The organism is Pectobacterium sp. CHL-2024 (genome assembly GCF_044751765.1).
Classification (GTDB): domain Bacteria; phylum Pseudomonadota; class Gammaproteobacteria; order Enterobacterales; family Enterobacteriaceae; genus Pectobacterium; species Pectobacterium brasiliense.
The window spans coordinates 313,295-334,872 of sequence record NZ_JBIXKO010000002.1 but is presented as its reverse complement, the minus strand read 5'-3'; the positions used below and the strand labels follow the sequence as shown (position 1 = coordinate 334,872).

Annotated in this window: 22 protein-coding genes; 16 read left to right on the top strand and 6 right to left on the bottom strand. The window is 53.3% G+C overall.

Annotation, left to right across the window (positions count from 1 at the left end; genetic code table 11):
* From fdx to sseB, 4 genes are all read left to right on the top strand, one after another.
* Positions 1–336, top strand: a complete 336-nt coding sequence (gene fdx / locus ACIPUG_RS06455) for an ISC system 2Fe-2S type ferredoxin (protein WP_005970171.1) — start codon at positions 1–3, stop codon at positions 334–336.
* Positions 337–357: 21 nt separating this feature from the next.
* Positions 358–558, top strand: a complete 201-nt coding sequence (gene iscX, locus ACIPUG_RS06450; RefSeq protein ID WP_010280073.1) for a Fe-S cluster assembly protein IscX — start codon at positions 358–360, stop codon at positions 556–558.
* 214 nt (positions 559–772) lie between these two features.
* Entirely contained in the window at positions 773–2,080 is a 1,308-nt protein-coding gene (gene pepB, locus ACIPUG_RS06445) for an aminopeptidase PepB (RefSeq protein ID WP_400337928.1), read from the top strand.
* 52 nt (positions 2,081–2,132) lie between these two features.
* Positions 2,133–2,927, top strand: a complete 795-nt coding sequence (gene sseB / locus ACIPUG_RS06440; RefSeq protein WP_014916213.1) for an enhanced serine sensitivity protein SseB — start codon at positions 2,133–2,135, stop codon at positions 2,925–2,927.
* Between the two features lie 148 nt (positions 2,928–3,075).
* Here sseB and ACIPUG_RS06435 read toward each other — a convergent pair whose 3' ends face one another.
* The 4 genes from ACIPUG_RS06435 to ACIPUG_RS06420 all read right to left on the bottom strand — a co-directional run bounded on the left by ACIPUG_RS06435 (position 3,076) and on the right by ACIPUG_RS06420 (position 7,833).
* Entirely contained in the window at positions 3,076–3,864 is a 789-nt protein-coding gene (locus tag ACIPUG_RS06435; protein ID WP_400337927.1) for a MurR/RpiR family transcriptional regulator, read from the bottom strand.
* Positions 3,865–3,904: 40 nt separating this feature from the next.
* A complete protein-coding gene (gene sseA / locus ACIPUG_RS06430; RefSeq protein ID WP_039463849.1) occupies positions 3,905–4,774 on the bottom strand; it encodes a 3-mercaptopyruvate sulfurtransferase in 870 nt (289 codons plus the stop codon).
* A gap of 103 nt (positions 4,775–4,877) precedes the next feature.
* Complete coding sequence (locus ACIPUG_RS06425) at positions 4,878–6,239, bottom strand: 6-phospho-alpha-glucosidase (RefSeq protein ID WP_010280068.1); 1,362 nt, start codon at positions 6,237–6,239, stop codon at positions 4,878–4,880.
* A gap of 13 nt (positions 6,240–6,252) precedes the next feature.
* On the bottom strand, positions 6,253–7,833 hold the full coding sequence (locus tag ACIPUG_RS06420; RefSeq protein ID WP_400337926.1) for a PTS transporter subunit EIIC: 1,581 nt from the start codon (positions 7,831–7,833) through the stop codon (positions 6,253–6,255).
* A gap of 358 nt (positions 7,834–8,191) precedes the next feature.
* Between ACIPUG_RS06420 and ndk the strand changes: the two genes are divergently transcribed.
* From ndk to ACIPUG_RS06360, 12 genes are all read left to right on the top strand, one after another.
* On the top strand, positions 8,192–8,620 hold the full coding sequence (ndk, locus tag ACIPUG_RS06415; protein ID WP_010280064.1) for a nucleoside-diphosphate kinase: 429 nt from the start codon (positions 8,192–8,194) through the stop codon (positions 8,618–8,620).
* A gap of 241 nt (positions 8,621–8,861) precedes the next feature.
* A complete protein-coding gene (locus ACIPUG_RS06410; RefSeq protein ID WP_219606065.1) occupies positions 8,862–10,118 on the top strand; it encodes a bifunctional tRNA (adenosine(37)-C2)-methyltransferase TrmG/ribosomal RNA large subunit methyltransferase RlmN in 1,257 nt (418 codons plus the stop codon).
* 188 nt (positions 10,119–10,306) lie between these two features.
* Entirely contained in the window at positions 10,307–11,104 is a 798-nt protein-coding gene (gene pilW / locus ACIPUG_RS06405) for a type IV pilus biogenesis/stability protein PilW (RefSeq protein ID WP_400337924.1), read from the top strand.
* The gene (gene rodZ / locus ACIPUG_RS06400; protein ID WP_400337922.1) at positions 11,094–12,086 is read left to right on the top strand and encodes a cytoskeleton protein RodZ; all 993 of its coding nucleotides are present in this window, start codon (positions 11,094–11,096) and stop codon (positions 12,084–12,086) included. The genes pilW and rodZ overlap by 11 nt, the downstream gene beginning before the upstream one ends.
* Before the next feature lie 40 nt (positions 12,087–12,126).
* Positions 12,127–13,248 carry a flavodoxin-dependent (E)-4-hydroxy-3-methylbut-2-enyl-diphosphate synthase gene (ispG, locus tag ACIPUG_RS06395; RefSeq protein WP_010280052.1) on the top strand — a complete coding sequence of 374 codons (1,122 nt, stop codon included), beginning with the start codon at positions 12,127–12,129 and terminating at the stop codon, positions 13,246–13,248.
* A 137-nt stretch (positions 13,249–13,385) separates the two neighbouring features.
* Positions 13,386–14,660: a histidine--tRNA ligase gene (gene hisS, locus ACIPUG_RS06390; protein ID WP_205533240.1), complete on the top strand. Its 1,275-nt coding sequence runs from the start codon at positions 13,386–13,388 to the stop codon at positions 14,658–14,660.
* 13 nt (positions 14,661–14,673) lie between these two features.
* Positions 14,674–15,294 carry a YfgM family protein gene (locus ACIPUG_RS06385; RefSeq protein ID WP_010280046.1) on the top strand — a complete coding sequence of 207 codons (621 nt, stop codon included), beginning with the start codon at positions 14,674–14,676 and terminating at the stop codon, positions 15,292–15,294.
* A gap of 10 nt (positions 15,295–15,304) precedes the next feature.
* A complete protein-coding gene (gene bamB / locus ACIPUG_RS06380; protein ID WP_040044161.1) occupies positions 15,305–16,486 on the top strand; it encodes an outer membrane protein assembly factor BamB in 1,182 nt (393 codons plus the stop codon).
* Positions 16,487–16,628: 142 nt separating this feature from the next.
* Positions 16,629–18,116, top strand: coding sequence for a ribosome biogenesis GTPase Der (gene der / locus ACIPUG_RS06375; protein WP_014916204.1), 1,488 nt, complete (start codon positions 16,629–16,631; stop codon positions 18,114–18,116).
* 127 nt (positions 18,117–18,243) lie between these two features.
* Positions 18,244–19,203, top strand: a complete 960-nt coding sequence (locus ACIPUG_RS06370) for an AEC family transporter (protein WP_010280041.1) — start codon at positions 18,244–18,246, stop codon at positions 19,201–19,203.
* Between the two features lie 235 nt (positions 19,204–19,438).
* The gene (locus ACIPUG_RS06365; RefSeq protein WP_014916202.1) at positions 19,439–19,882 is read left to right on the top strand and encodes a cupin domain-containing protein; all 444 of its coding nucleotides are present in this window, start codon (positions 19,439–19,441) and stop codon (positions 19,880–19,882) included.
* Between the two features lie 2 nt (positions 19,883–19,884).
* Entirely contained in the window at positions 19,885–20,109 is a 225-nt protein-coding gene (locus ACIPUG_RS06360; protein WP_180773745.1) for a zinc ribbon domain-containing protein, read from the top strand.
* Between the two features lie 23 nt (positions 20,110–20,132).
* Here ACIPUG_RS06360 and ACIPUG_RS06355 read toward each other — a convergent pair whose 3' ends face one another.
* Both ACIPUG_RS06355 and ACIPUG_RS06350 read right to left on the bottom strand, forming a co-directional pair.
* A complete protein-coding gene (locus ACIPUG_RS06355) occupies positions 20,133–20,477 on the bottom strand; it encodes a protealysin inhibitor emfourin (protein WP_039284523.1) in 345 nt (114 codons plus the stop codon).
* On the bottom strand, positions 20,474–21,517 hold the full coding sequence (locus ACIPUG_RS06350) for a M4 family metallopeptidase (protein ID WP_039463883.1): 1,044 nt from the start codon (positions 21,515–21,517) through the stop codon (positions 20,474–20,476). Before ACIPUG_RS06350 ends, ACIPUG_RS06355 begins: the two co-directional genes overlap by 4 nt.
* Positions 21,518–21,578: the final 61 nt, after the last annotated feature.

Here is a 21,578-nt window from a genome sequence, read left to right as displayed (position 1 = left end):
ATGCCTAAGATAGTCTTTTTACCGCATCAGGATCTGTGTCCTGAAGGGGCGGTTTTGGAAGCGGAACGCGGTGAAAGCATTTTGGAAGTCGCCCTGCGTAACGGTATTGACGTTGAGCACGCCTGCGAGAAATCCTGTGCCTGCACCACCTGCCACTGCATCGTGCGCGAAGGCTTCGACTCGCTGGCAGAAAGTACAGAAGAAGAAGACGACATGCTGGATAAGGCCTGGGGGCTGGAGCCGGAAAGTCGTCTGGGCTGTCAGGCGCGTATCGCCGGCGACGACCTGGTCGTCGAGATCCCGCGCTATACGATCAACCACGCGCGCGAGCATTAATCTGCATAGGGAGCAACCGTTATGGGATTAAAATGGACAGACAGCCGGGCTATCGGCGAAGCGCTTTACGACCAGTTTCCCGATCTCGATCCGAAAACCGTCCGTTTCACGGATATGCACCAGTGGATCTGCGAGTTGGATGAGTTTGACGATCGGCCTGATGCCTCTAATGAAAAAATTCTGGAAGCGATCCTGCTGGTCTGGTTAGATGAAGCTGAATAGCACAATGACGGGGCTGCCTTGGGTGGCCCGTTTTATTCTCGAGCCAAAATTCGTAACATTTGCATGTCATGATGCACCGTTTATTTATCTGCAAACCGAGTATTTATAAGCGAGAGCGTTTATAAACACGTATTGAGAAGCAGAACGTCTGTAAATATGAACATCACCTGCAAACATGAAACGTGGCAGGAATACTTATTATCGGAGAAGCACTATGACGAACAATACCATGCTGATTTCACTCTCCACTCAACCTGCTGACGCGCGCTGGGGAGAAAAAGCGACGCTGAGTGTGAATGAGCAGGGTTTTACCATTCATGTAGGGGCGTCCCTGAATGGCAAAGCTGCACAGGCGGTGATCCAACGTGCTGCCCGCAAAATTGATGGGCAGGGAATTAAACACGTTCAGTTAGCCGGTGAAGGCTGGGATCTGGCAAACAGCTGGGCATTCTGGCAGGGGTATCGCGGGCCGAAAGGGCAAAGAACGGTTGAATGGGCGGAACTGAACGACGCTGACAAGAAAGAGCTGAACGATCGCCTGAAGATCGTGGACTGGGTGCGTGACACCATCAACCTGCCTGCTGAAGAGCTGGGGCCAGAGCAACTGGCGACCCGCGCAGTCGACCTGCTGTGTGACGTTGCCTGTGATGCCGTTAGCTACCGCATCACCAAAGGTGAAGATCTACGTGAGCAGAATTATGCTGGCCTGCACACGGTGGGGCGCGGTTCTGAGCGTCAACCGGTGCTGCTGGCGCTGGACTATAACCCGACGGGTAACGCGGATGCGCCCGTCTTCGCCTGTCTGGTAGGTAAAGGCATTACGTTTGATACCGGCGGCTACAGCCTGAAACCCAGCAGTTCCATGGATTCCATGAAATCGGACATGGGGGGTGCAGCCACGCTGACGGGCGCGCTCGCGCTGGCGGCGGCGCGCGGTTTGCAACAGCGTGTGAAGCTGTACCTGTGCTGTGCAGACAACATGGTGAGCGGCAATGCATTCCGACTGGGCGATATCATTCGCTACCGCAACGGTAAAACGGTTGAAGTCATGAACACCGATGCGGAAGGGCGTCTGGTGCTGGCGGATGGCCTGATCGATGCCTCCGAGCAAAATCCACAGTGGATTATCGACTGCGCAACGCTGACGGGTGCGGCAAAAATGGCGCTGGGTAACGACTATCACGCGCTGTTCAGCTTCGATGATGAGCTGGTGGCGGCATTGCAGGAAAGCGCGACAGAAGAAAACGAGCCGTTCTGGCGCTTGCCGCTGGAAGAATTCCACCGCAGCCATCTGCCGTCCAGCTTTGCGGATCTGAACAACATTGCCAGTGGTGCACACACCGCCGGAGCCAGCACGGCAGCGGCTTTCCTGTCGCACTTTGTGAAAAATTACCAGCAAGGCTGGCTGCACATTGACTGTTCCGCGACGTACCGTAAAGGCGCGGTAGATCAGTGGGCGACGGGCGCAACGGGACTCGGCGTACGCACGCTGGCGAATCTCCTGCTGAGCAACGCCAAGTAGTCGGTTCAGGTCTTAAAGCGTCGGTTTTTAACGTAATCATGTTGAGGAAAGTATGGAGTTTTCGCCACGTAATAAACTGGAAGAAGTGCTGATTCTGGCTGCAACAGAGCCAGCGCATCGTCCTGAATTTTTCAGTGAACTGATGGAAGCCACGGTGTTTGTGCTGGGCAGTACCGATGACGGGGATGAATCCGGTGAGGTGGTATTGCATGCGGGCAGTAATGTGAACATTCAGCACTGGGAAAAAGACGATGGTTCATCCGCCATTCCTTTCTTCTCTTCTCTGGAAGCATTGCAGAGCGTGATTGAGGAAGAAGCCGCTTTTCTGGCTCTGCCGACGCGTTCGCTGTTTGAAATGACGCAGGGCGTCACGCTGTTCCTCAACCCTAAGCTGCCGTATGGCAAAGAGTTTTTACCGCAGGAAATTGAACATATTCTGTCTGGTGAAGGTAACGGCTTTGTTCAGCAACGCGTTGTTGAAGAAGAGATGCAGGTCATACTGAGCCAGCCAGCCGAGATGCCAGCACAGATGATTGATTCTCTAACGCAGCTGTTTACCAAACATCGTCATGTAAAACGGGCGTTTTTGGCGCAGATTCAGGAACCGGGCGAAGAGCAGCCGCACCTGCTGATTGGGATTGATGCCGATCAGGACGAGGAAGTCATCATCCGTGAAGCGGGTAGCGTCGCCAGCGACACTTTACCGGACGAGCGTCCTGTCGACCTGTGTCTGGTGAAGGACGGCGAATCGGGTATCAGTCATTATATGATTAAGCACACCACGCCGTTCTACGAGCGTAAATGGGGGAGTTTCCTGAGGGAGTTTAAGGGAAGCGGCAACGCCTGATACCCGTCATACTTCAAGCTGCTTGTGCGTTGGCCGCCCTTACTCACCCCAGTCACTTACCTGAGTAAGCTCCTGGGGATTCATGCGGTTGCCGCCTTCACGCAACTTGAATTATTTAGGGTATAAGTTTTATGAAGGCAACGGCGGATTACGATTTTTCCGCTGTTGCCTGCAATAGCAGTAGATCGATCAACATCACCAGATTCGATTCAAATGAGCTAATCTCACCGGCCTCCGCCGCATAGTGAACCGCATCATCGTAGAGCCGGAAGTGCAAATCGGCTAACTCGCCTAATGAATTCAACGACGCACGGGTAAATGCAATTACCTTCATGCCAATGTTTTTGGCGATACGCGCCTTATCCAACACCTGCTCGGTTTCCCCACTGCGGGAGATGGCGATAAACACCTGATACTTCGGCGCATTATTGAGAAAAATGCCTCGGCTGTCGCCTAATCCGGAGGAGAAGGCATCTTTCCCCAGCACCTGTAGTTTCTTCGCCAAATATTCAGCAAACAGATGGGAAAACCCCGCGCCGTACAGGAAAAAATGGCTTTCCTGTCGCAGGATAGCGCTGAAAGCGGCTCTATCCTGATGGGTAATGTAGGCAAACGTGCGCTGATAATTGTCGACAAAATGCTGGAAAGCATCGGGAAGCGAAGTGTCATTGGGCGTAACAACAGGCGAGGGAGCCAGACGCGGATGCTCCGTGAGCAATGTTTTGCAGTGATAAATGAATTCACTGTAGCCGCTAAAGCCGATTTTTTGGCACAGCCGCATGATAGTCGCCGTGGAAACATAGGTCTTCTGTGCCAGCTCCCGCACCGTGATTTTGCCTATCAGCGATGAATGGTCGGCGATAAAAGCCAGCACGCGGTATTCCGCGCGCGTCAGCACCTGACCGTGCTGCATTAAAGACGCCAGCCGATTATCCACCTGCTACCCCTGATTGACGGCAATAAAAGACCGAACGGAACTAATCACGCTCAATTGGGACATCATCGCGGCTCCCCCAATCGCTCCACGATCCGTCGTACAGCGTCACATTCGGGACATTTAACTGCGTCAGCGCCAGCACGACGACAGAGGCCGTTACGCCGGAACCGCAGCTGGCGACGATGGGACGAGTAAAATCAACCCCGTGTTTATGCAGAATGGTCGCCAGTTCGGCATTAGGTTTCAGCGCACCGTTACTTACCAAATCAGTCCACGGTACGTTCAGGCTACCGGGAATGCGGCCGCGATGCAGGCCGGGACGCGGTTCGTCCACTTCGGCGTTAAAACGGGGAGCGGGGCGGGCATCGACAATCTGTTCTGATTTATCCCGGCTGATGGAAAGCACCTCATCGCGTGAGCGAATAGCGTTTTCATCCAGCGTGGCGTGGAATGTGGTCGGTTTAGGTGTTACATCACCCTGTTCCAATGGCAAATTCTGTGCTGTCCAGCCCGCCAGACCGCCGCTCAGGATCGAAAGTGATGTCGCACCGAAGGTGTGCAGCATCCACCACGCACGCGGTGCGGAGAAGAGATTGCCTTCGTCGTAAATCACCAGATGCTGCTGGTTATCGATCCCCAATTCGCCCATCGCGCGTGCGAAGTCTTCGCGAGTCGGCATCATATGTGGCAAATCGGTGCTGTGATCGGACAGCGTTTCAATATCAAAAAAAACCGCGCCAGGCAGATGACCGGCGCGGTATTCGGCATGAATATCACGGGTGCTGTTGCCCGGCGGTAGCATCCGGGCATCGATGAGCGTGATGCTGCTGTCATTCAGGTGGCTGGCAAGCCAGTCTGCGGAAACAAACCGCTCATGAGAAACGGGCAAATCAGAAGACGATGCTGACATAGATCCTCCACTTTGGGGCCGACGAATTCGACCCCGAATCTATCATTGATGTGCAATGATAGATTCATTGTCAGCGATTTTCCCTCATCCGACAAGTCGCAGATTATTGGGCGATACCGTCTCTATATGCTTGTTTTAATTGCGGCCAGTAATCCTGATTGGCTTCAATCATCTCGTCAAGAATGGCTTTGGCGTGCTGCATTGTCGGCACGGTTCGGTTCAGAGTAAATGCCTGCAAGGCCTTCTCGTAGCTGCCTTCCAGCGTGGCTTCCACCAGCAGCTGTTCAGACGCCAACTGCTGTTCCAGCAAGGCACGATGGAACTGCGGGACATTCCCCATCCGCACCGGTTCTGGACCTTGCGCGGTGATATAAGCGGGCACTTCCACCATCGCATCGTAAGGCAGATTGGCGATGGCACCTTTATTCTCGACGATCACCAGATGACGCTGGCGCAGATCGAACGCAAGTGAACAGGCGACATCAACGATGAACGAGCCGTGCACGCCAACGTGGAACGCATCGGACAGAATCCCCGTTTCCTTGTAGCTGGCGGCGGCTGCAAACAGCTTCTTCTCACGCCCGTCCATCACTTCATTGGCGCGCGTATAGTCAGGATCCTGATGCTCCACGATCTGATTCGGCATCAGGTAGTACTGCAAATACGGATTCGGCACGAACTCTGGGAAATGATCCATGACGGGTTTGATGTTGCGCCAGGTTTTCACCCACGACGGATCGGCGTGCTGCGGATCGGTATCGGCGGCATCGGCGGTCAACAGGCCGTAGCGGGCGATGTGCTCGCGCAGCTCTGGCATACGATCGACGCCGTCGACCAGCACGCGGGTAAACCAGCCAAAGTGATTCAGCCCAAAATAGTCCACCGTGATGTCGTGACGATCGACGCCCAGCACGGCAGCGATGTTACGCATCGCGGCAACCGGCATGTCGCAGATATTCAGCACGCGGGCGTTAGGACGCAGGCGGCGCACGCCTTCGGCAACAATCGCGGCGGGGTTGGAGTAATTGACGATCCACGCCTCTTTATGCGCATAGCGCTCAACCAGATCGATCAGCTCAGCCATCGGCAGAATGGTACGCAGGCCGTAGGCCAGTCCGCCGGGGCCACAGGTTTCCTGCCCGACGACGCCGTGACGTAGTGGGATTTTCTCGTCCTGTTCGCGCATCTTGTACTGGCCGACGCGCATCTGGGCAAAGACAAAGTGGGCGCCGCTAAACGCGGTTTCTGCGTCGGTTGTGACGGTAAAGACGATGCTGTCACTGTGGTCGCGAATCACTTTTTCCACCACCGGTGCAATGATGTCCTGTCGCGGGCCGTCGATGTCATACAAACGAATCTCTGCCAGCGGGAAATCCGCGAGACGTACCATCAGACTCTTTACGATGCCTGGGGTATAGGTGCTGCCGCCGCCGGCAATGGTCAGAATGAATGGGGGTTTCGTCATGGTCAGTCTCCTGTTAAAGCGCGTTTTCAACTGCTTCGCGTATCGTTTTGACGTGAAGTCCGTAAACCACCTGTACGTTGTTACCCTGTCGGATAACGGCTTTCGCACCGGTGTTCTTAAGCTGTTGTTCGTCTACCAAATCCGGGTCGATGAGCGTGACCCGCAGGCGGGTGTAGCAGTTGTCCACCACCTCGATATTGGGTTTGCCACCCAGCCCGGCGATGATGGTGGCACCCACAAGCTGGGCATCACCTTTCACTGGCTCTTGCGTTTTTGCCGGATTCTCGGCCTTGGCCTGATATTCGGTTTTGGAATACAGTCGCGTCTCTTCCTCATCGGTTTCACGCCCGGGGGTTGGCATGTCGAAATACAGAATCAGGAAGCGGAAGACGAAGAAGTAAATCACCGACATCGTCAGCCCGACCGCGATATACATCGGCCAGTTGGATTTCTCGATGCCCAGCGGCAGGTTATAAAGCAGGAAGTCGATGACGCCGTTGGCACCAATCGCATGCACGCCCATGATGGAGAACAGCATCATCCCTATGCCGGTCAGTACGGCGTGGACGGCAAACAGCATCGGGGCGACGAACAAGAACGAGAACTCCAGCGGCTCGGTGACGCCCAGTAAGAAAGAAGTAAATGCAGCCGGAATCAGAATGGCTTTGGCGGCCAGCCGTTTTTCTGGCTTAGCTGTCACGTACATCGCCAGCGCAGCGGCCGTTAGACCAAACATTTTACTGATGCCGCGTGCATCCCAGACTACGGTGGAACTTAGCTGTTTGACGTCCTGACAGGCCATTTCAGCAAAATAGATGTTACGTGCGCCCTGATACAGCTTGCCGCACACTTCTGCGGTTCCGCCCAGTTCGGTGTACAGGAACGGGGTATAGACCAGATGATGCAGCCCGGTAGGGATCAGCACGCGTTCCAGAAAGCCATATATCGCGATGCCAACAGGGCCCGCACCTTTGATAGCGAAGGCGAGCCAGGTAATGCCGTGCTGAGCAAACGGCCACAGGGTGCTCATCGCAAAGCCCAGCGCAATCGCCAGCGGAATAACCAGAATGGCGACGAAGCAGTGGCCGGAATAGATCGCCATGACACCGTTAAACTGTTTACTGGAATAGCGGTTATACAGATAACCTGCGAATCCGCCGATCAGGATACCGGCGAAAACACCCATTTCCAGCACCTGAACGCCCAGTACCATACCTTGCCCAGCGGCGCGCATTTCTGCGGCTGGTACGAGTTTGCCCTGTAATTGCAGCGTGATGTTCATGGCATTAATGAAGATGATAAACATCACCAGACCAATCAGCGCAGCGTAGCCCTTATCGCGTTTCGCCAGTCCGATGGGGATCCCGACGGCGAACACCAGCGCTAAATTAGCCAGAATCGCTACGGCAGATTTGGAAACCAGTTGACCAAAATCCTGAATCAAAGGATGGTTAAGTAAAGGGACATAGCCCGCTAAATTGCCGTTACCGAACACATTCCCAAATGCGATGAATAACCCGACAATCGGGAGTATCAGCACCGGCCCATATAGGGACTTGCCGAAATTTTGCAATGCATTGACCGCTCTTTTCATTATCAGCCCTCTTACTGGCCATTATGGTGGGTACAGCAGCAGGCTAGCAGTGAATGACAAAGAAATTCCAGTTATCTTATTGTTTTAAAAACAAATAACCTATAACGTTACAAGTAACCTTCAGAACTGTGATCGCCGATGATTTGTTACATTCAGTACGGGGGCGGTAGGAAACGAAAACGTACGATGCGTAATCGTTAATGAAGGGAAAACGAGAGGTAATATTTTTTTAATAAAATGTTATTTCCTTGGTAGGCAACAACGGTCTCTGCACCTATAATTTGCGCCACTTTCACTGGCTGGGTATACAATTCTTATAATCCGGCTGTAATCTGACAGTTTAGTTAATGAGGTCAATATGACGATAGAACGTACCTTCTCCATCGTAAAACCTAATGCGGTTGCTAAAAATGCCATCGGTGCGATTTACGCACGCTTTGAAAGCGCAGGTTTTACCATTGTTGCGGCTAAAATGCTGCGTCTGAGCCGTGAGCAAGCGGAAGGTTTCTACGCTGAGCATAAAGGCAAGCCGTTCTTTGATGGCCTGGTCGAATTCATGATGTCTGGCCCGATCATGGTGCAGGTGCTGGAAAGTGAAAACGCTGTCCAACGTAACCGTGACATCATGGGTGCCACTAACCCAGCAAACGCACTGGCGGGAACGCTGCGTGCTGATTACGCGGACAGCTTCACGGCGAACGCGGTACACGGTTCTGATTCTATCGAATCCGCTCAGCGTGAAATCGCTTATTTCTTCAGCGATGACGAAATCTGCGCGCGCGCGTAATCTTGCGCGTGATAAACAGGTTAGCGCGTGTGATGTTGCTTCTTTTTCGTTGCGTTAGTGCGCCGTGTCGACGTAATGACACAGAAAAAAAGCGGTGATGGTAGCTTACCTGTTTTAAACTTTGTACAATGCTGCGCCCCGGATGAGCCTGCACTTATCCGGGGCGTTTCTTTGGTCATAACCATCGAATTCAACCTTCTTTTTAGCGCCATAACGTGTAATAACGAGGCCAGGATTGACAATGTCTAAGCAAATCGCGTCTGAAACCGTCGTGTCTGAAACGACGGCATCTCACACTACCGCATCTAACACTACCGTATCCGAGCAAACCGTGTCCGAATTCTCTCCGGCGTCTGCTGATGCCTCTCAATCCGTCAAAGCCAGTGCGGAAAAAATTAACCTGTTGGATCTTAACCGCCAGCAAATGCGTGACCTCTTCATGTCGATGGGAGAGAAACCGTTCCGCGCCGATCAGGTCATGAAGTGGATTTATCACTACTGCTGTGATGACTTCAACCAGATGACGGATATTAACAAAGTCTTCCGCAGCAAATTGCAGGAGATCGCTGAAATTCGCGCCCCTGAAGTGGTGGACGAACAGCGCTCTTCCGATGGCACCATCAAGTGGGCGATTCTGGTGGGCGGTCAACGGGTTGAAACGGTTTATATTCCAGAAGAAGATCGCGCTACGCTGTGTGTGTCATCTCAGGTAGGTTGTGCGCTGGAATGCAAATTCTGTTCAACGGCGCAGCAGGGCTTTAACCGTAACCTGCGCGTATCGGAAATCATCGGTCAGGTGTGGCGTGCGGCGAAGATTATCGGTGCGTTTAAAGTTACCGGTCAGCGCCCCATCACCAACGTCGTGATGATGGGCATGGGCGAACCGCTGCTGAATCTGACTAACGTCGTGCCGGCGATGGAAATCATGTTGGATGACTTCGGCTTTGGTTTATCCAAGCGCCGTGTGACGCTGTCCACGTCAGGCGTGGTGCCTGCGTTGGATAAACTGGGAGATATGATCGATGTTGCGCTGGCGATTTCTCTGCATGCGCCGACCGACGACATCCGCAACGAAATCATGCCGATCAACAAAAAGTACAATATCGAGACGTTTCTGAGCGCGGTGCGCCGCTATCTGGAGAAATCCAATGCGAATCAGGGACGTGTTACCGTTGAGTATGTGATGCTGGATCATATCAATGACGGCACCGAACACGCGCATCAACTGGCTGAATGCCTGAAAGATACGCCGTGCAAGATCAACCTGATTCCGTGGAACCCGTTCCCGGGCGCGCCTTATGGCCGCAGCTCAAACAGCCGCGTTGACCGTTTCTCCAAGGTACTGATGGAGTATGGCTTCACGACGATCGTACGTAAAACCCGTGGGGATGATATCGATGCCGCCTGCGGTCAGCTGGCGGGTGAAGTCGTAGACAGAACCAAACGTACGCTGAAGAAGAAAATGGCCGGTGAACCTATCGCGGTGAAGGCGGTCTGATAACAAATGGGCGCGGGTTAACGTGAAGCGCTAACCCGACGTCGTCCGCTGAGGTAATTTGCAGGGCAAAAGTGAGCAAATTGCGAGGCGTGCCGCGTTGTTGTTAGGTCCGGCTGCCACTCTGTTCATATTCAGGTAACCTCGCTGGTCAGGATGTCTGGCAAAGACGACAAGGCGAGGGAGCAGGGATGGCAAAGCCACTATCACAGAGACTTTCTTTATGGCAGAGAGTGTCTTTATCACAGGGAACGTATTGGCTGAGTGGCCTGTTTGCGGTGCTGTTGCTGGTGGGGTGTGTGAAATCGTCTCAGGAGACGACCAATCCAGCGGTTGCCCAAACCCGCTTGCAGTTAGGGTTGACCTACCTGGCGCACAATAATCTGGATGCGGCTCGGCAGAATCTTGAGAAGGCGGTTGCGATTGCTCCGCAGGATTATCGAACACAATTGGGGATGGCGCTTTACGAGCAGCGGATAGGTGAAAATCGTCTGGCTGAACAGCGTTATCAACATGTGTTAAACATGGCGCCGGAAAATGGCAGCGTCATGAATAATTACGGTGCGTTTCTGTGTAGTTTAGGGCAGTATGTAGCGGCTCAGCGACAGTTTAGTGCGGCTGCACAACTTCCTGATTACAGTCAGGTTGCTGATGCGTTGGAAAATGCGGGATACTGCTTTTTCAATGCCGGACAGGCTGAAGATGCGCGCAATTTATTAAGTCGAGCGCTGAAGTATGACCCGACGAAAGGCAGTGCCTTGCTGGCGGAAGCAAACAAACAGTTTGCTGCCGGGAAAAATGAGCAAGCGCGGCTGCTGCTTGATGTTTATCAGCATAGTCTTCCGGCCAGTGCCGAAAGCTTATGGTTACAGATTCGTTTCGCCGCGTTAGCGGGCCATGATGGCGATAAAGAACGTTATGGCAACGTGCTGGCGCGAAGTTTTCCACAATCTAAACAGTACCAGCATTTCTTAGCTAATGAATACTGAAGCCACCCAAGATACAACAGAAGCAAAACTACCCGGCGAACGTCTGCGTGAGGCGCGTGAACGCCTTGGGCTAACTCAGCAAACTATTGCTGAGCGTTTGTGCCTTAAAATCACCACCGTTCGCGATATTGAAGACGGTACGACGCCTGCCGATTTAGCGCCGACTTTTCTGCGCGGCTATATCCGTTCTTATGCCAAGCTGGTTCATTTACCCGAAGATGAACTGCTTCCCTCTGTGGATAAACAGGCCATACCTAAAACGATCTCTGTTTCGCCGATGCAGAGTTTTTCGCTGAAAAAAAGCCGCAAAAAGCGTGATGGCTGGTTGATGACAATCACCTGGCTGGTCGTGCTGGTTGTTTTGGGGCTAACGGGCGCATGGTGGTGGCAAAACCATCAGGCTCAGCAGGCGGAAATCAACAGCATGGTGGATCACGCCAGTTCGATGCAGGCGCAAACGGAAGGGCAGTCCGTTCCGCTAATGGACAACAGCGCACCGCAGGAAACGGCGACGCCGGATTCTTCTATGGCACCGGTTTCTACACCCGTCGACCTTTCAGCCACTGGATCAGAGACACCGTCAACGCCTTCTTCTGCCTCTATACCGTCTGCTGCACCTTCCAGCCAATCACCTTCACACGCGAACGCTGCACAGCCTGCGGGTAATGCATTGTTAGGTGCCGGAGCTGTAGCTCCCGCTGCGGGTACGGTAGCGGAAACCAATCCAGCCCCTGCTGCTCATGCATTAGTGATGACGTTCACGGCCGATTGCTGGCTGGAAGTCACCGATGCCAGCGGTAAAAAACTGTTCAGCGGCATGCAGCGTAATGGTGGCACACTGAATCTGGATGGTCAGTCACCCTATAAACTGAAAATCGGTGCACCTGCTGCGGTACAGATTCAATTTCAAGGCAAGCCGGTTGATTTAAGCCGCTTTGTGCGCAGCAATCAGGTTGCACGCCTGACGCTGACCGCAGAATAACGTGTTGTTCAGGTAAGACTGCAATGTTGGAGATGAAGTAATGCATAACGCTGCACCCATAACCCGTCGAAAATCAACACGAATTTACGTCGGCAAGGTGCCTGTTGGTGATGGTGCGCCGATTGCGGTGCAATCCATGACCAACACCCGAACCACCGACGTTGAAGCAACCGTCAACCAAATCAGAGCGCTGGAACGTGTTGGCGTCGATATCGTCCGCGTTTCCGTACCAACCATGGACGCGGCGGAAGCTTTTAAGCTTATCAAACAGCAGGTGAATGTCCCGCTCGTCGCCGACATCCACTTTGACTACCGTATCGCGCTGAAAGTCGCGGAGTACGGCGTTGACTGTCTGCGTATCAACCCCGGCAATATTGGCAACGAAGAGCGTATTCGCTCGGTTGTCGACTGCGCGCGTTACAACAATATCCCGATCCGCATTGGCGTTAACGGCGGTTCGCTGGAAAAAGATTTGCAGGAAAAATACGGTGAGCCAACGCCGGAAGCGCTGCTGGAATCAGCGATGCGCCATGTCGATATTCTCGACCGCCTGAACTTCGATCAGTTTAAAGTCAGCGTTAAAGCCTCGGATGTCTTCCTTGCCGTGCAATCCTATCGTCTGCTGGCAGCGCGTATCGATCAGCCGCTGCACCTTGGTATCACCGAAGCGGGTGGCGCACGTAGCGGCGCGGTGAAATCGGCTATTGGCCTCGGTCTGCTGCTGTCTGAAGGCATTGGCGACACGCTGCGTATCTCGCTGGCGGCCGATCCGGTTGAAGAAGTGAAAGTCGGCTTCGATATCCTGAAGTCACTGCGCATTCGTTCACGCGGAATCAACTTTATTGCTTGCCCGACCTGTTCCCGTCAGGAATTTGACGTGATCGGTACGGTGAACGCGCTGGAACAACGACTGGAAGATCTCATCACGCCGATGGATGTCTCGATTATCGGTTGTGTGGTAAATGGTCCAGGTGAAGCACTGGTGTCCACCATTGGTGTTACGGGTGGACACAACAAGAGCGGCTTCTATGAAGACGGCGTGCGGCAGAGAGAGCGCTTCGATAACGAACAGATGATCGATCAGTTAGAAGCCAAGATCCGCGCGAAAGCCTCCATGATGGACGAAAATCAGCGTATTACCGTCAATCTGGTAGATAAGTAACTCTGACGGCGTGACGGTCTGCCGTCACCCGCCTAATTCACGATTCCTGAACCCGATGGGGATGCCCCGCATTGAAGATGCGACGACAATCCCTCTATAATCGGGTTTATTTTTTGAAAAACGCATAGAGAACTGACGTGGCAAAAAATATTCAAGCCATCCGTGGCATGAACGATTACCTGCCAGCCGAAACGGCATTGTGGCAGCGTATTGAAAACAGCCTGAAACAGGTGCTCAGCGGCTACGGCTATAATGAAATTCGTTTGCCGATTGTTGAGCAAACGCCGCTGTTTAAGCGCGCTATCGGTGAAGTGACCGATGTCGTCGAAAAAGAGATGTATACCTTTGACGATCGCAATGGCGATAGCCTGACTCTGCGCCCGGAAGGGACGGCTGGCTGCGTCCGCGCCGGTATTGAGCACGGTATTCTCTATAATCAGGAACAGCGGCTGTGGTACGTCGGCCCGATGTTCCGCTACGAGCGTCCGCAGAAAGGGCGCTATCGTCAGTTCCATCAGTTGGGCTGTGAAGTGTTTGGTCTGCAAGGGCCGGATATTGATGCCGAACTGATCCTGATGACAGCCCGCTGGTGGCGTGTGCTGGGCATCGCCGATCATGTGAAGCTGGAACTGAACTCGATTGGTTCGTTAGACGCGCGCGCCCGCTATCGCGAAGCGCTGGTGGCGTTCCTCGAACAGCATAAAGATCAGCTGGATGAAGACTGCCTGCGCCGGATGTACACCAACCCGCTGCGCGTTCTGGATACGAAAAATCCGCAGATTCAGGTGTTGCTGAACGACGCGCCAGTGCTGACGGACTACCTGGATGATGAGTCACGTGCACACTTTGAGGCACTGGGTGAACTTTTAACGCAGTCCGGCATCCCATATACCGTTAATCCGCGTCTGGTTCGTGGTTTGGATTACTATAACCGCACCGTATTTGAGTGGGTGACCACCAGTCTGGGCGCGCAGGGCACGGTCTGTGCCGGTGGGCGTTATGATGGTATGGTGGAACAGCTGGGCGGGCACGCGACGCCGGCGGTTGGTTTTGCAATGGGTCTGGAGCGTCTGGTTCTGCTGGTGCAGTCTGTGAACCCGGATTTCAAAGCACAGTCAGGCGTAGATGTTTATCTGATTTCTTCTGGTGCGGGAACGCAGGTTGCGGCCATGCAGCTGGCGGAGAAATTACGTGACGCGCTGCCGCAGTTGAAACTGATGACCAACTACGGTGGTGGCAACTTTAAGAAGCAATTTGCTCGCGCTGATAAGTGGGGCGCACGCGTCGCATTGGTATTAGGCGAAAATGAAGTGGCGGCCGGTCAGGTTGTGGTTAAAAACCTGAGCAATGGCGAGCAGGATACATTGGCACAGGCCGACGTCGCATCGCGGCTGGCAACGTTACTGGATTGAGGAGAGAGACACCGTGGAAGTCTATACCACAGAGAATGAACAGGTTGATGCACTACGTCGTTTCCTCGCGGAGAACGGAAAGGCGTTAGTTGTCGGTGTTGTGCTAGGCGTCGGCGCACTGGTTGGCTGGCGTTTCTGGCAAAGTCACCAAAATGACAGCGTAATGGCAGCATCTTCATCTTATCAGCAGGTGACGGAGCAATTGGCCGAAGGCAAAGCCGACGCGATTACGGCAACCGAGAAATTTACGGCTGAGAATAAGAATACCTATGGCGCGCTGGCTTCTTTGGAACTGGCTCGTCATTACGTTGATCAGAAAGATTTTGCTAAAGCAGCGCAGCAACTGGTACAGGCGCAGTCGCAGACTAAAGATGCGGACCTGCTGGCCGTGGTGAATCTGCGTCTGGCGCGGGTTCAACTGCAGGAAAACAAAGCGGATGACGCGCTGAAAACGTTGGATGCCATCAAGCTGGAAGGCTGGGCATCACAGGCTGCGGAAGTGCGTGGTGATATTCTGGTGAGCAAAGGGGATAATCAGGCTGCGCGTGATGCCTACAACAAAGGGTTGTCTTCCAATCCATCGCAGGCACAGCAAGCGTTACTGCGTATGAAACTGAATAACCTGTCCAGCTAAGAGGAATTCCATGCAATTGCGTAAAACACTTTTGGTAGGACTGGTTTCTGTTGCCCTGCTGAGCGGATGCTCGCTGTTTAACAGCGAAGAAGATGTTGTCACTATGTCTCCACTGCCGCAGGTGGAAAACCAGTTCACGCCAACCAAGGTGTGGAACAGCTCGGTTGGGAGCGGGATTGGTGAGTTTTATTCCAATCTTCACCCCGCATGGCAGGATAATCGCGTTTTTGCGGCCGATCGTCGTGGCACCGTGAAAGCGATGGATCTGAGTGACGGCAAAGAGATTTGGCGCGCGGATCTGTCAGAGAAGACTAATTTCTTCTCCCGCAATAACCCGGCGCTGCTGTCCGGCGGCGTAACGGTTTCTGGTAACCATGTCTATGTCGGCAGCGAAAGGGCGCAGGTCTATGCGCTGAATTCGGAAGATGGTACGCCAGTATGGCAAACCAAAGTGGCTGGCGAAGCGCTGTCTCGCCCTGTCGTCAGCGACGGCGTGGTGCTGATTCACACCAGCAACGGTATGCTACAGGCATTGAATGAAGCCGATGGCGCAATTAAGTGGAGCGTCAACCTGGATATGCCGACGCTGTCTCTGCGCGGTGAATCTGCTCCGACAACCGCATTTGGTGCGGCGATTGTGGGTGGTGATAACGGTCGTGTAAACGCCGTGATGATCAACCAGGGTCAGCTCATTTGGCAACAGCGTATTTCACAGCCGAGTGGTGCAACTGAAATCGATCGTCTGAACGATGTCGACACCACGCCAGTAGTTGCGGGCGAAGTGGTTTATGCGCTGGGTTACAATGGCAACATGACCGCGCTGGATCTGCGTTCTGGTCAGGTTCTGTGGAAGCGTGAACTGGGTTCAGTGCATGATTTCATTATTGACGGCGACCGCATCTATCTGGTCGATCAGGACGATCGCGTTGTTGCATTGAATACCAACGGCGGCGTGAGCCTGTGGCGTCAAAGTGATCTGCTGCACCGTAACTTAACGGCTCCGGCACTGTATAATGGTTATCTGGTTGTCGGCGATACCGAAGGGTATCTGCACTGGCTGAATACGGCGGATGGTCGCTTCGTGGCGCAGCAAAAAGTGGATAGCTCGGGCTTCCTGAGCAAGCCTGTGGTTGCCAGCGATAAGCTGCTGATTCAGGCGAAAAACGGTGATGTCTACGCGTTCACTCGCTAAGTAATCCGTATCAATTTGGAGCACAGCGTTTTGGGTGTGCTCGTATAACGGCTCCTGACATTATCAGGGGCCGTTTCGTCTTTTTATCGTCAGCGAGTATTTCGCTGTAATGTATTGAAATATAAGTAATGAGGTTGTAACAATGATACCTGTCGTCGCGCTGGTCGGGCGCCCGAATGTGGGGAAATCCACGCTATTTAACCGCTTAACGCGCACTCGTGATGCATTAGTGGCGGATTTCCCTGGGCTGACTCGTGACCGCAAGTATGGTCGTGCAGAAGTGGAAGGGCATGAATTTATTATCGTCGATACCGGTGGTATCGATGGCACCGAAGACGGCGTGGAAACGCGCATGGCGGGTCAATCGCTGGTCGCGATTGAAGAAGCGGATATCGTGCTGTTCATGGTGGATGCTCGTGCGGGGTTGATGCCTGCGGATGAAGGCATTGCCAAGCATTTGCGCAGCCGCGAAAAGACGACCGTGCTGGTCGCTAACAAAACCGATGGCCTTGACCCGGATATGGTCACGGCGGATTTCTACTCGCTCGGAATGGGCGAAGTGTACGCGATCGCGGCGTCTCACGGCCGTGGCGTAACGTCGCTGCTGGAAACGGTTCTGCTGCCGTTTGTACAGGATGAAATAGAAGAGCCGGTCGAGCTAACTGAAGAAGAAGAGAACGCGGCTTATTGGGCAGCGTTAGAAGCAGAAGAGCAGGCCAGCGAAGAAGAAGCAGAAGACGATTTCAATCCTGAAGATTTGCCGATCAAACTGGCGATTGTTGGGCGTCCGAACGTGGGTAAATCCACGCTGACGAACCGTATTCTGGGTGAAGAGCGCGTGGTGGTGTTCGACATGCCCGGCACGACGCGTGACAGTATCTACATCCCTATGGTGCGCGACGAACGTGAATACGTTCTGATTGATACCGCCGGGGTGCGTAAGCGCGGCAAAGTAACGGAAACGGTAGAAAAATTCTCTGTCATCAAGACATTGCAGGCGATTGAAGATGCCAACGTAGTCCTGCTGGTTATTGATGCGCGCGAAGGTATTTCCGATCAGGATCTCTCGCTGTTGGGCTTTATCCTCAATAGTGGGCGCTCACTGGTGATCGTGGTGAACAAGTGGGATGGCCTGTCGCAGGAAGTGCGTGAGCAGGTGAAGGAGACGCTGGATCTGCGTCTCGGCTTTATCGATTTCGCCCGTATTCACTTTATTTCTGCGCTACACGGTAGCGGCGTGGGCAACCTGTTTGAGTCGGTAACCGAAGCCTATTCTTGCGCTACTCGTCGCGTCAGTACGGCCATGTTGACCCGTATCATGCAAATGGCATCAGACGATCACCAGCCGCCACTGGTGCGCGGTCGCCGCGTGAAGCTGAAATATGCGCATGCCGGTGGTTATAACCCGCCGATCGTGGTGATCCACGGGAATCAGGTGAAAGACCTGCCAGATTCCTACAAGCGTTACCTGATGAACTACTATCGCCGTTCGCTGGAAGTGATGGGTACGCCGATTCGTATTCAATTTAAAGAAGGGGAAAACCCCTTTGCGGACAAGCGCAACACGCTGACACCAAACCAGCTACGCAAGCGTAAGCGTTTGATGTCGCATCTTAAAAAAAGTAAGTGATTTATTTACGGGGCGAATAGCGATATTCGCCCCGTTTTGTTAGAGACGAAACGAGCCGTCGTTAACAAAACGAACCATTTTAATAAAACGACCATTTTAACAAAACAAATACTCATCAAGGAAAGTAATGTCCTGGGAAACCTGGAGTTTTGCGTTTAACGTCACGATGCCCAATTTATTGATGTTGTTTATGGGTATCGCGTTGCGCAAACTCAATCTGCTAAATGATGCGTTTTGTGATACGGCAATGCGGGTGGTGTTCAACGTTTCTCTTCCCTGTCTGCTGTTTTTCAGTGTTGCCAGTAATCAACAGTCTTTTGTAAGCCAGTGGCCGCTGGTGGTGTATGGCACAGTCGGAACATTGGCAACATTTCTGCTTCTGGAGCTTGCGGCGACGAGGCTAGTTAAGGATCCGAAGGAACGTGGCATCTTCGTACAAGGCGGGTTCCGGTCGAATACTGGCGTGATGGGGCTGGCTTTTGCCATGAGTGCCTATGGCGATGAAGGCATTGCTGTTGGCTCGTTGTATTTGATGGTGACGGTCATTATGTTTAACGCGCTGTCTGTCATTACGCTGACGCGCAGCTTGCAGCGACAATCGCCCGAACAGAAGATTCCGGTAAGCCAACTGCTGCGGGGTATTGTGACAAACCCGCTGATTATTGGCCTACTTCTGGGGGCAGCCTATGGACAAAGCCAACTGCCGATGCCGGGCGTGATTAAACAAACGGGCGGTTTTATTTCCTCCATGGCGCTGCCGCTGGCGTTACTCTGTGCGGGTGCCAGTCTGGAGTGGCGTAGTATGTTCCGTTCGTCCAATGTTGCCGTGCTTTCTTCTGTGGCGAAGGTATTCGTTGTGCCTGGGTTACTCACGCTGGGTGGATGGCTTGTTGGCTTCCGCGGTGTTGAGCTGGGAATCATTTTTCTGTTTTCTTCAACGCCAACCGCAGCAGGTAGCTATGCGATGACGCGGGCGATGGGTGGAAACGCGACGCTTGCGGCTAATATCATTGGGCTGACCACGGTAGGGGCCTTCTTTATGATTGCGCTGGGGCTCTACTTTTTACGTTCACTGGGCGTGATTTAGCGCGGGCGTGGAGAGCGGCTTGTTCGAGAGTATTCATGGTGACGACCTTCTGTAATCAAGCAAAAGTGTTCGGTAATCAAGCCAAAGTCAGCGGGGTTCATCATGTTTCCTGATGTGTTTCAGCGCTGGTGGCTCCTGTTGCAGTAAGTGACAGAGTCTTACGTCTTGTCTTTTGGCTGACAGAACAGGAATTTGATAGCGTACTCTTGGACAGTCTTCTTCCTGAGGCGCAGTGATGAAAACAAAGCATTCTGAGCGGGACGTATATTGCCAGCGGATTGCCCCGCAGGCCCAGTATCAGGGCAAACAAGGCTTGGTTTATTCTGTTGGGATTTCACGCGAGACGGTGGGGGCTCAACATCTTCATATGCAGTTAGCGTGGATTCCACCGCGTTCGCAGGGAAAGGCGCATAAGCACGAACATCACGAAACGGCAATTTACGCGCTAAGCGGCATTTCCTGCATGTATTACGGGGAGCAGCTTGAAAACTGGATTGAATTACCCGAAGGCAATTTCCTCTATATCCCTGAGAATGTCCCGCATTTGCCCTATAATCCCAGTGACGATGTCGCCGTGTTGGTGATTTCCCGTACTGATGCCAACGATCAGGAAAGCGTGGTTATGCTGCCGGAATTGGACAGAAATGTGCTGCCTGAACGTGGTGAAACGAGAGGATAAACATGGAAGCAAATTGTCCGAGCTGTGATCATCCTCTGGCCTGGAAAAGCGGTGCGCGGTTTCAGTGTACTACCTGCCTGCAGGATTATCTGCGTGAGGCTGCGTGCCCTGAATGTAAGCACTCGCTTCAGGAACTGAAAGCCTGCGGTGCGGTGGATTACTTCTGCCAGCAGCACGGGATGATTTCCAAACGGCAAGTCGTATTCAGCTACGCGCCTGCCGATTAAATCCGTTATTACTTAATCAATAGTTACTCCTGTACGCCGTTGCGCCACAGTTCGGTCAGCTCCGGTGGCGCGCGGTCTTCGGGGATCAGCAGAATGACATCGGTGTATTGGTTCTGCTGCGGTTGGCAGTAGCTGATGTGGATGCGGTAATAAAACTGGTCGCCGCGCCCAGGGCCATCGGGTTCGCCGGGTTCGCGAGCCTGAGGAGCGGCATTACGGATCGCGTTACAAATCCGCTCCCGTTCGGATGGCGGTACGCTGGCGAGCGCGAAGCGTCGCGGCCCCGCCAGCTTGGGGATAAAAGCGAATCCCCCTTCACGCGCTAGCTCAATGATGGCATCGTTGTTGAGCTCTGGCAGCGTTTTCATAAGAACTCCTGCCGTACCTCCACACCTACCGTTTCCCACGACTGCATGACGATATCGGCAACGGTGTGGTTAAAACGTTGAGCGGCATGTTGAATGGTGTGGCGCGCGAAAATTTCGAAATCCGCATTTTGCGGCAGTGCTTTATCACACAGCGTGTCGTACCAGATGCGACCCGCTTTTTCCCAGGAATGGCCGCCCAGTGCGATGGCTGTTAGATAGAATGCCCGGTTGGGAATGCCTGAATTCAGGTGCACGCCGCCGTTGTCTTCACGCGTGTTCACGTACTCACTCATATGAGAGGGCTGGGGGTCGATACCGAGCAGCTCATCGTCATACGCGGTGCCCGGATGAGACATCGACCGCAGCCCCATGCCGTGAATACCATCGGCCAGAAGCTTGTCACCGATAAGCCAATCGGCCTGCTCAGCGGTTTGCCCCAAATGATACTGCTTGACCATGGAACCAAAGACATCGGACAGCGATTCATTTAGTGCACCGGACTGGCGGAAATAGATCAGTCCCGCTTCGTTTTCGGTGATGCCGTGCGTGAGTTCATGCGCGACCACATCAAGCGCAATCGTGAAGCGATTAAAGATTTTGCCGTCGCCATCTCCGAACACCATCTGCTGCCCATTCCAGAAGGCATTCTGGTAATCCTGACCGTAATGTACGGTGCCAGCCAGCGGCAGCCCCTCGGCATCCAGCGAGTTACGTTGGAAAATTTTCCAGAAGAAATCGTAAGTGACGCCCAGATAGTTATAGGCCTCATCGACGGCGATATCACCGTTGCTGGGTTGGCCTTCAGCGCGCACCAGCTTGCCGGGCAGCTGTTGTTGCTGTTCGGCATCGTGAATGTTGCGATTTGCCTGCCCCGCGGCTAGTTTCTCATGGGGTTCCGGGCGTGGATTATGGCTGACCATTAATGACTGAACGTGCATCAGCGTTTGTTGCGCGCAGTGGCGCTGCTCGTCTGTGCCGTTTGCAATAATGCGATGCAAAATGTAAGGGGGGATCACGCTACAAATCGGTCTGGACTTCATACCTCATCTCCTTGAAAACGCTCATCAGGGGTAACACAGACGATCAACAAAGCTCACTGTC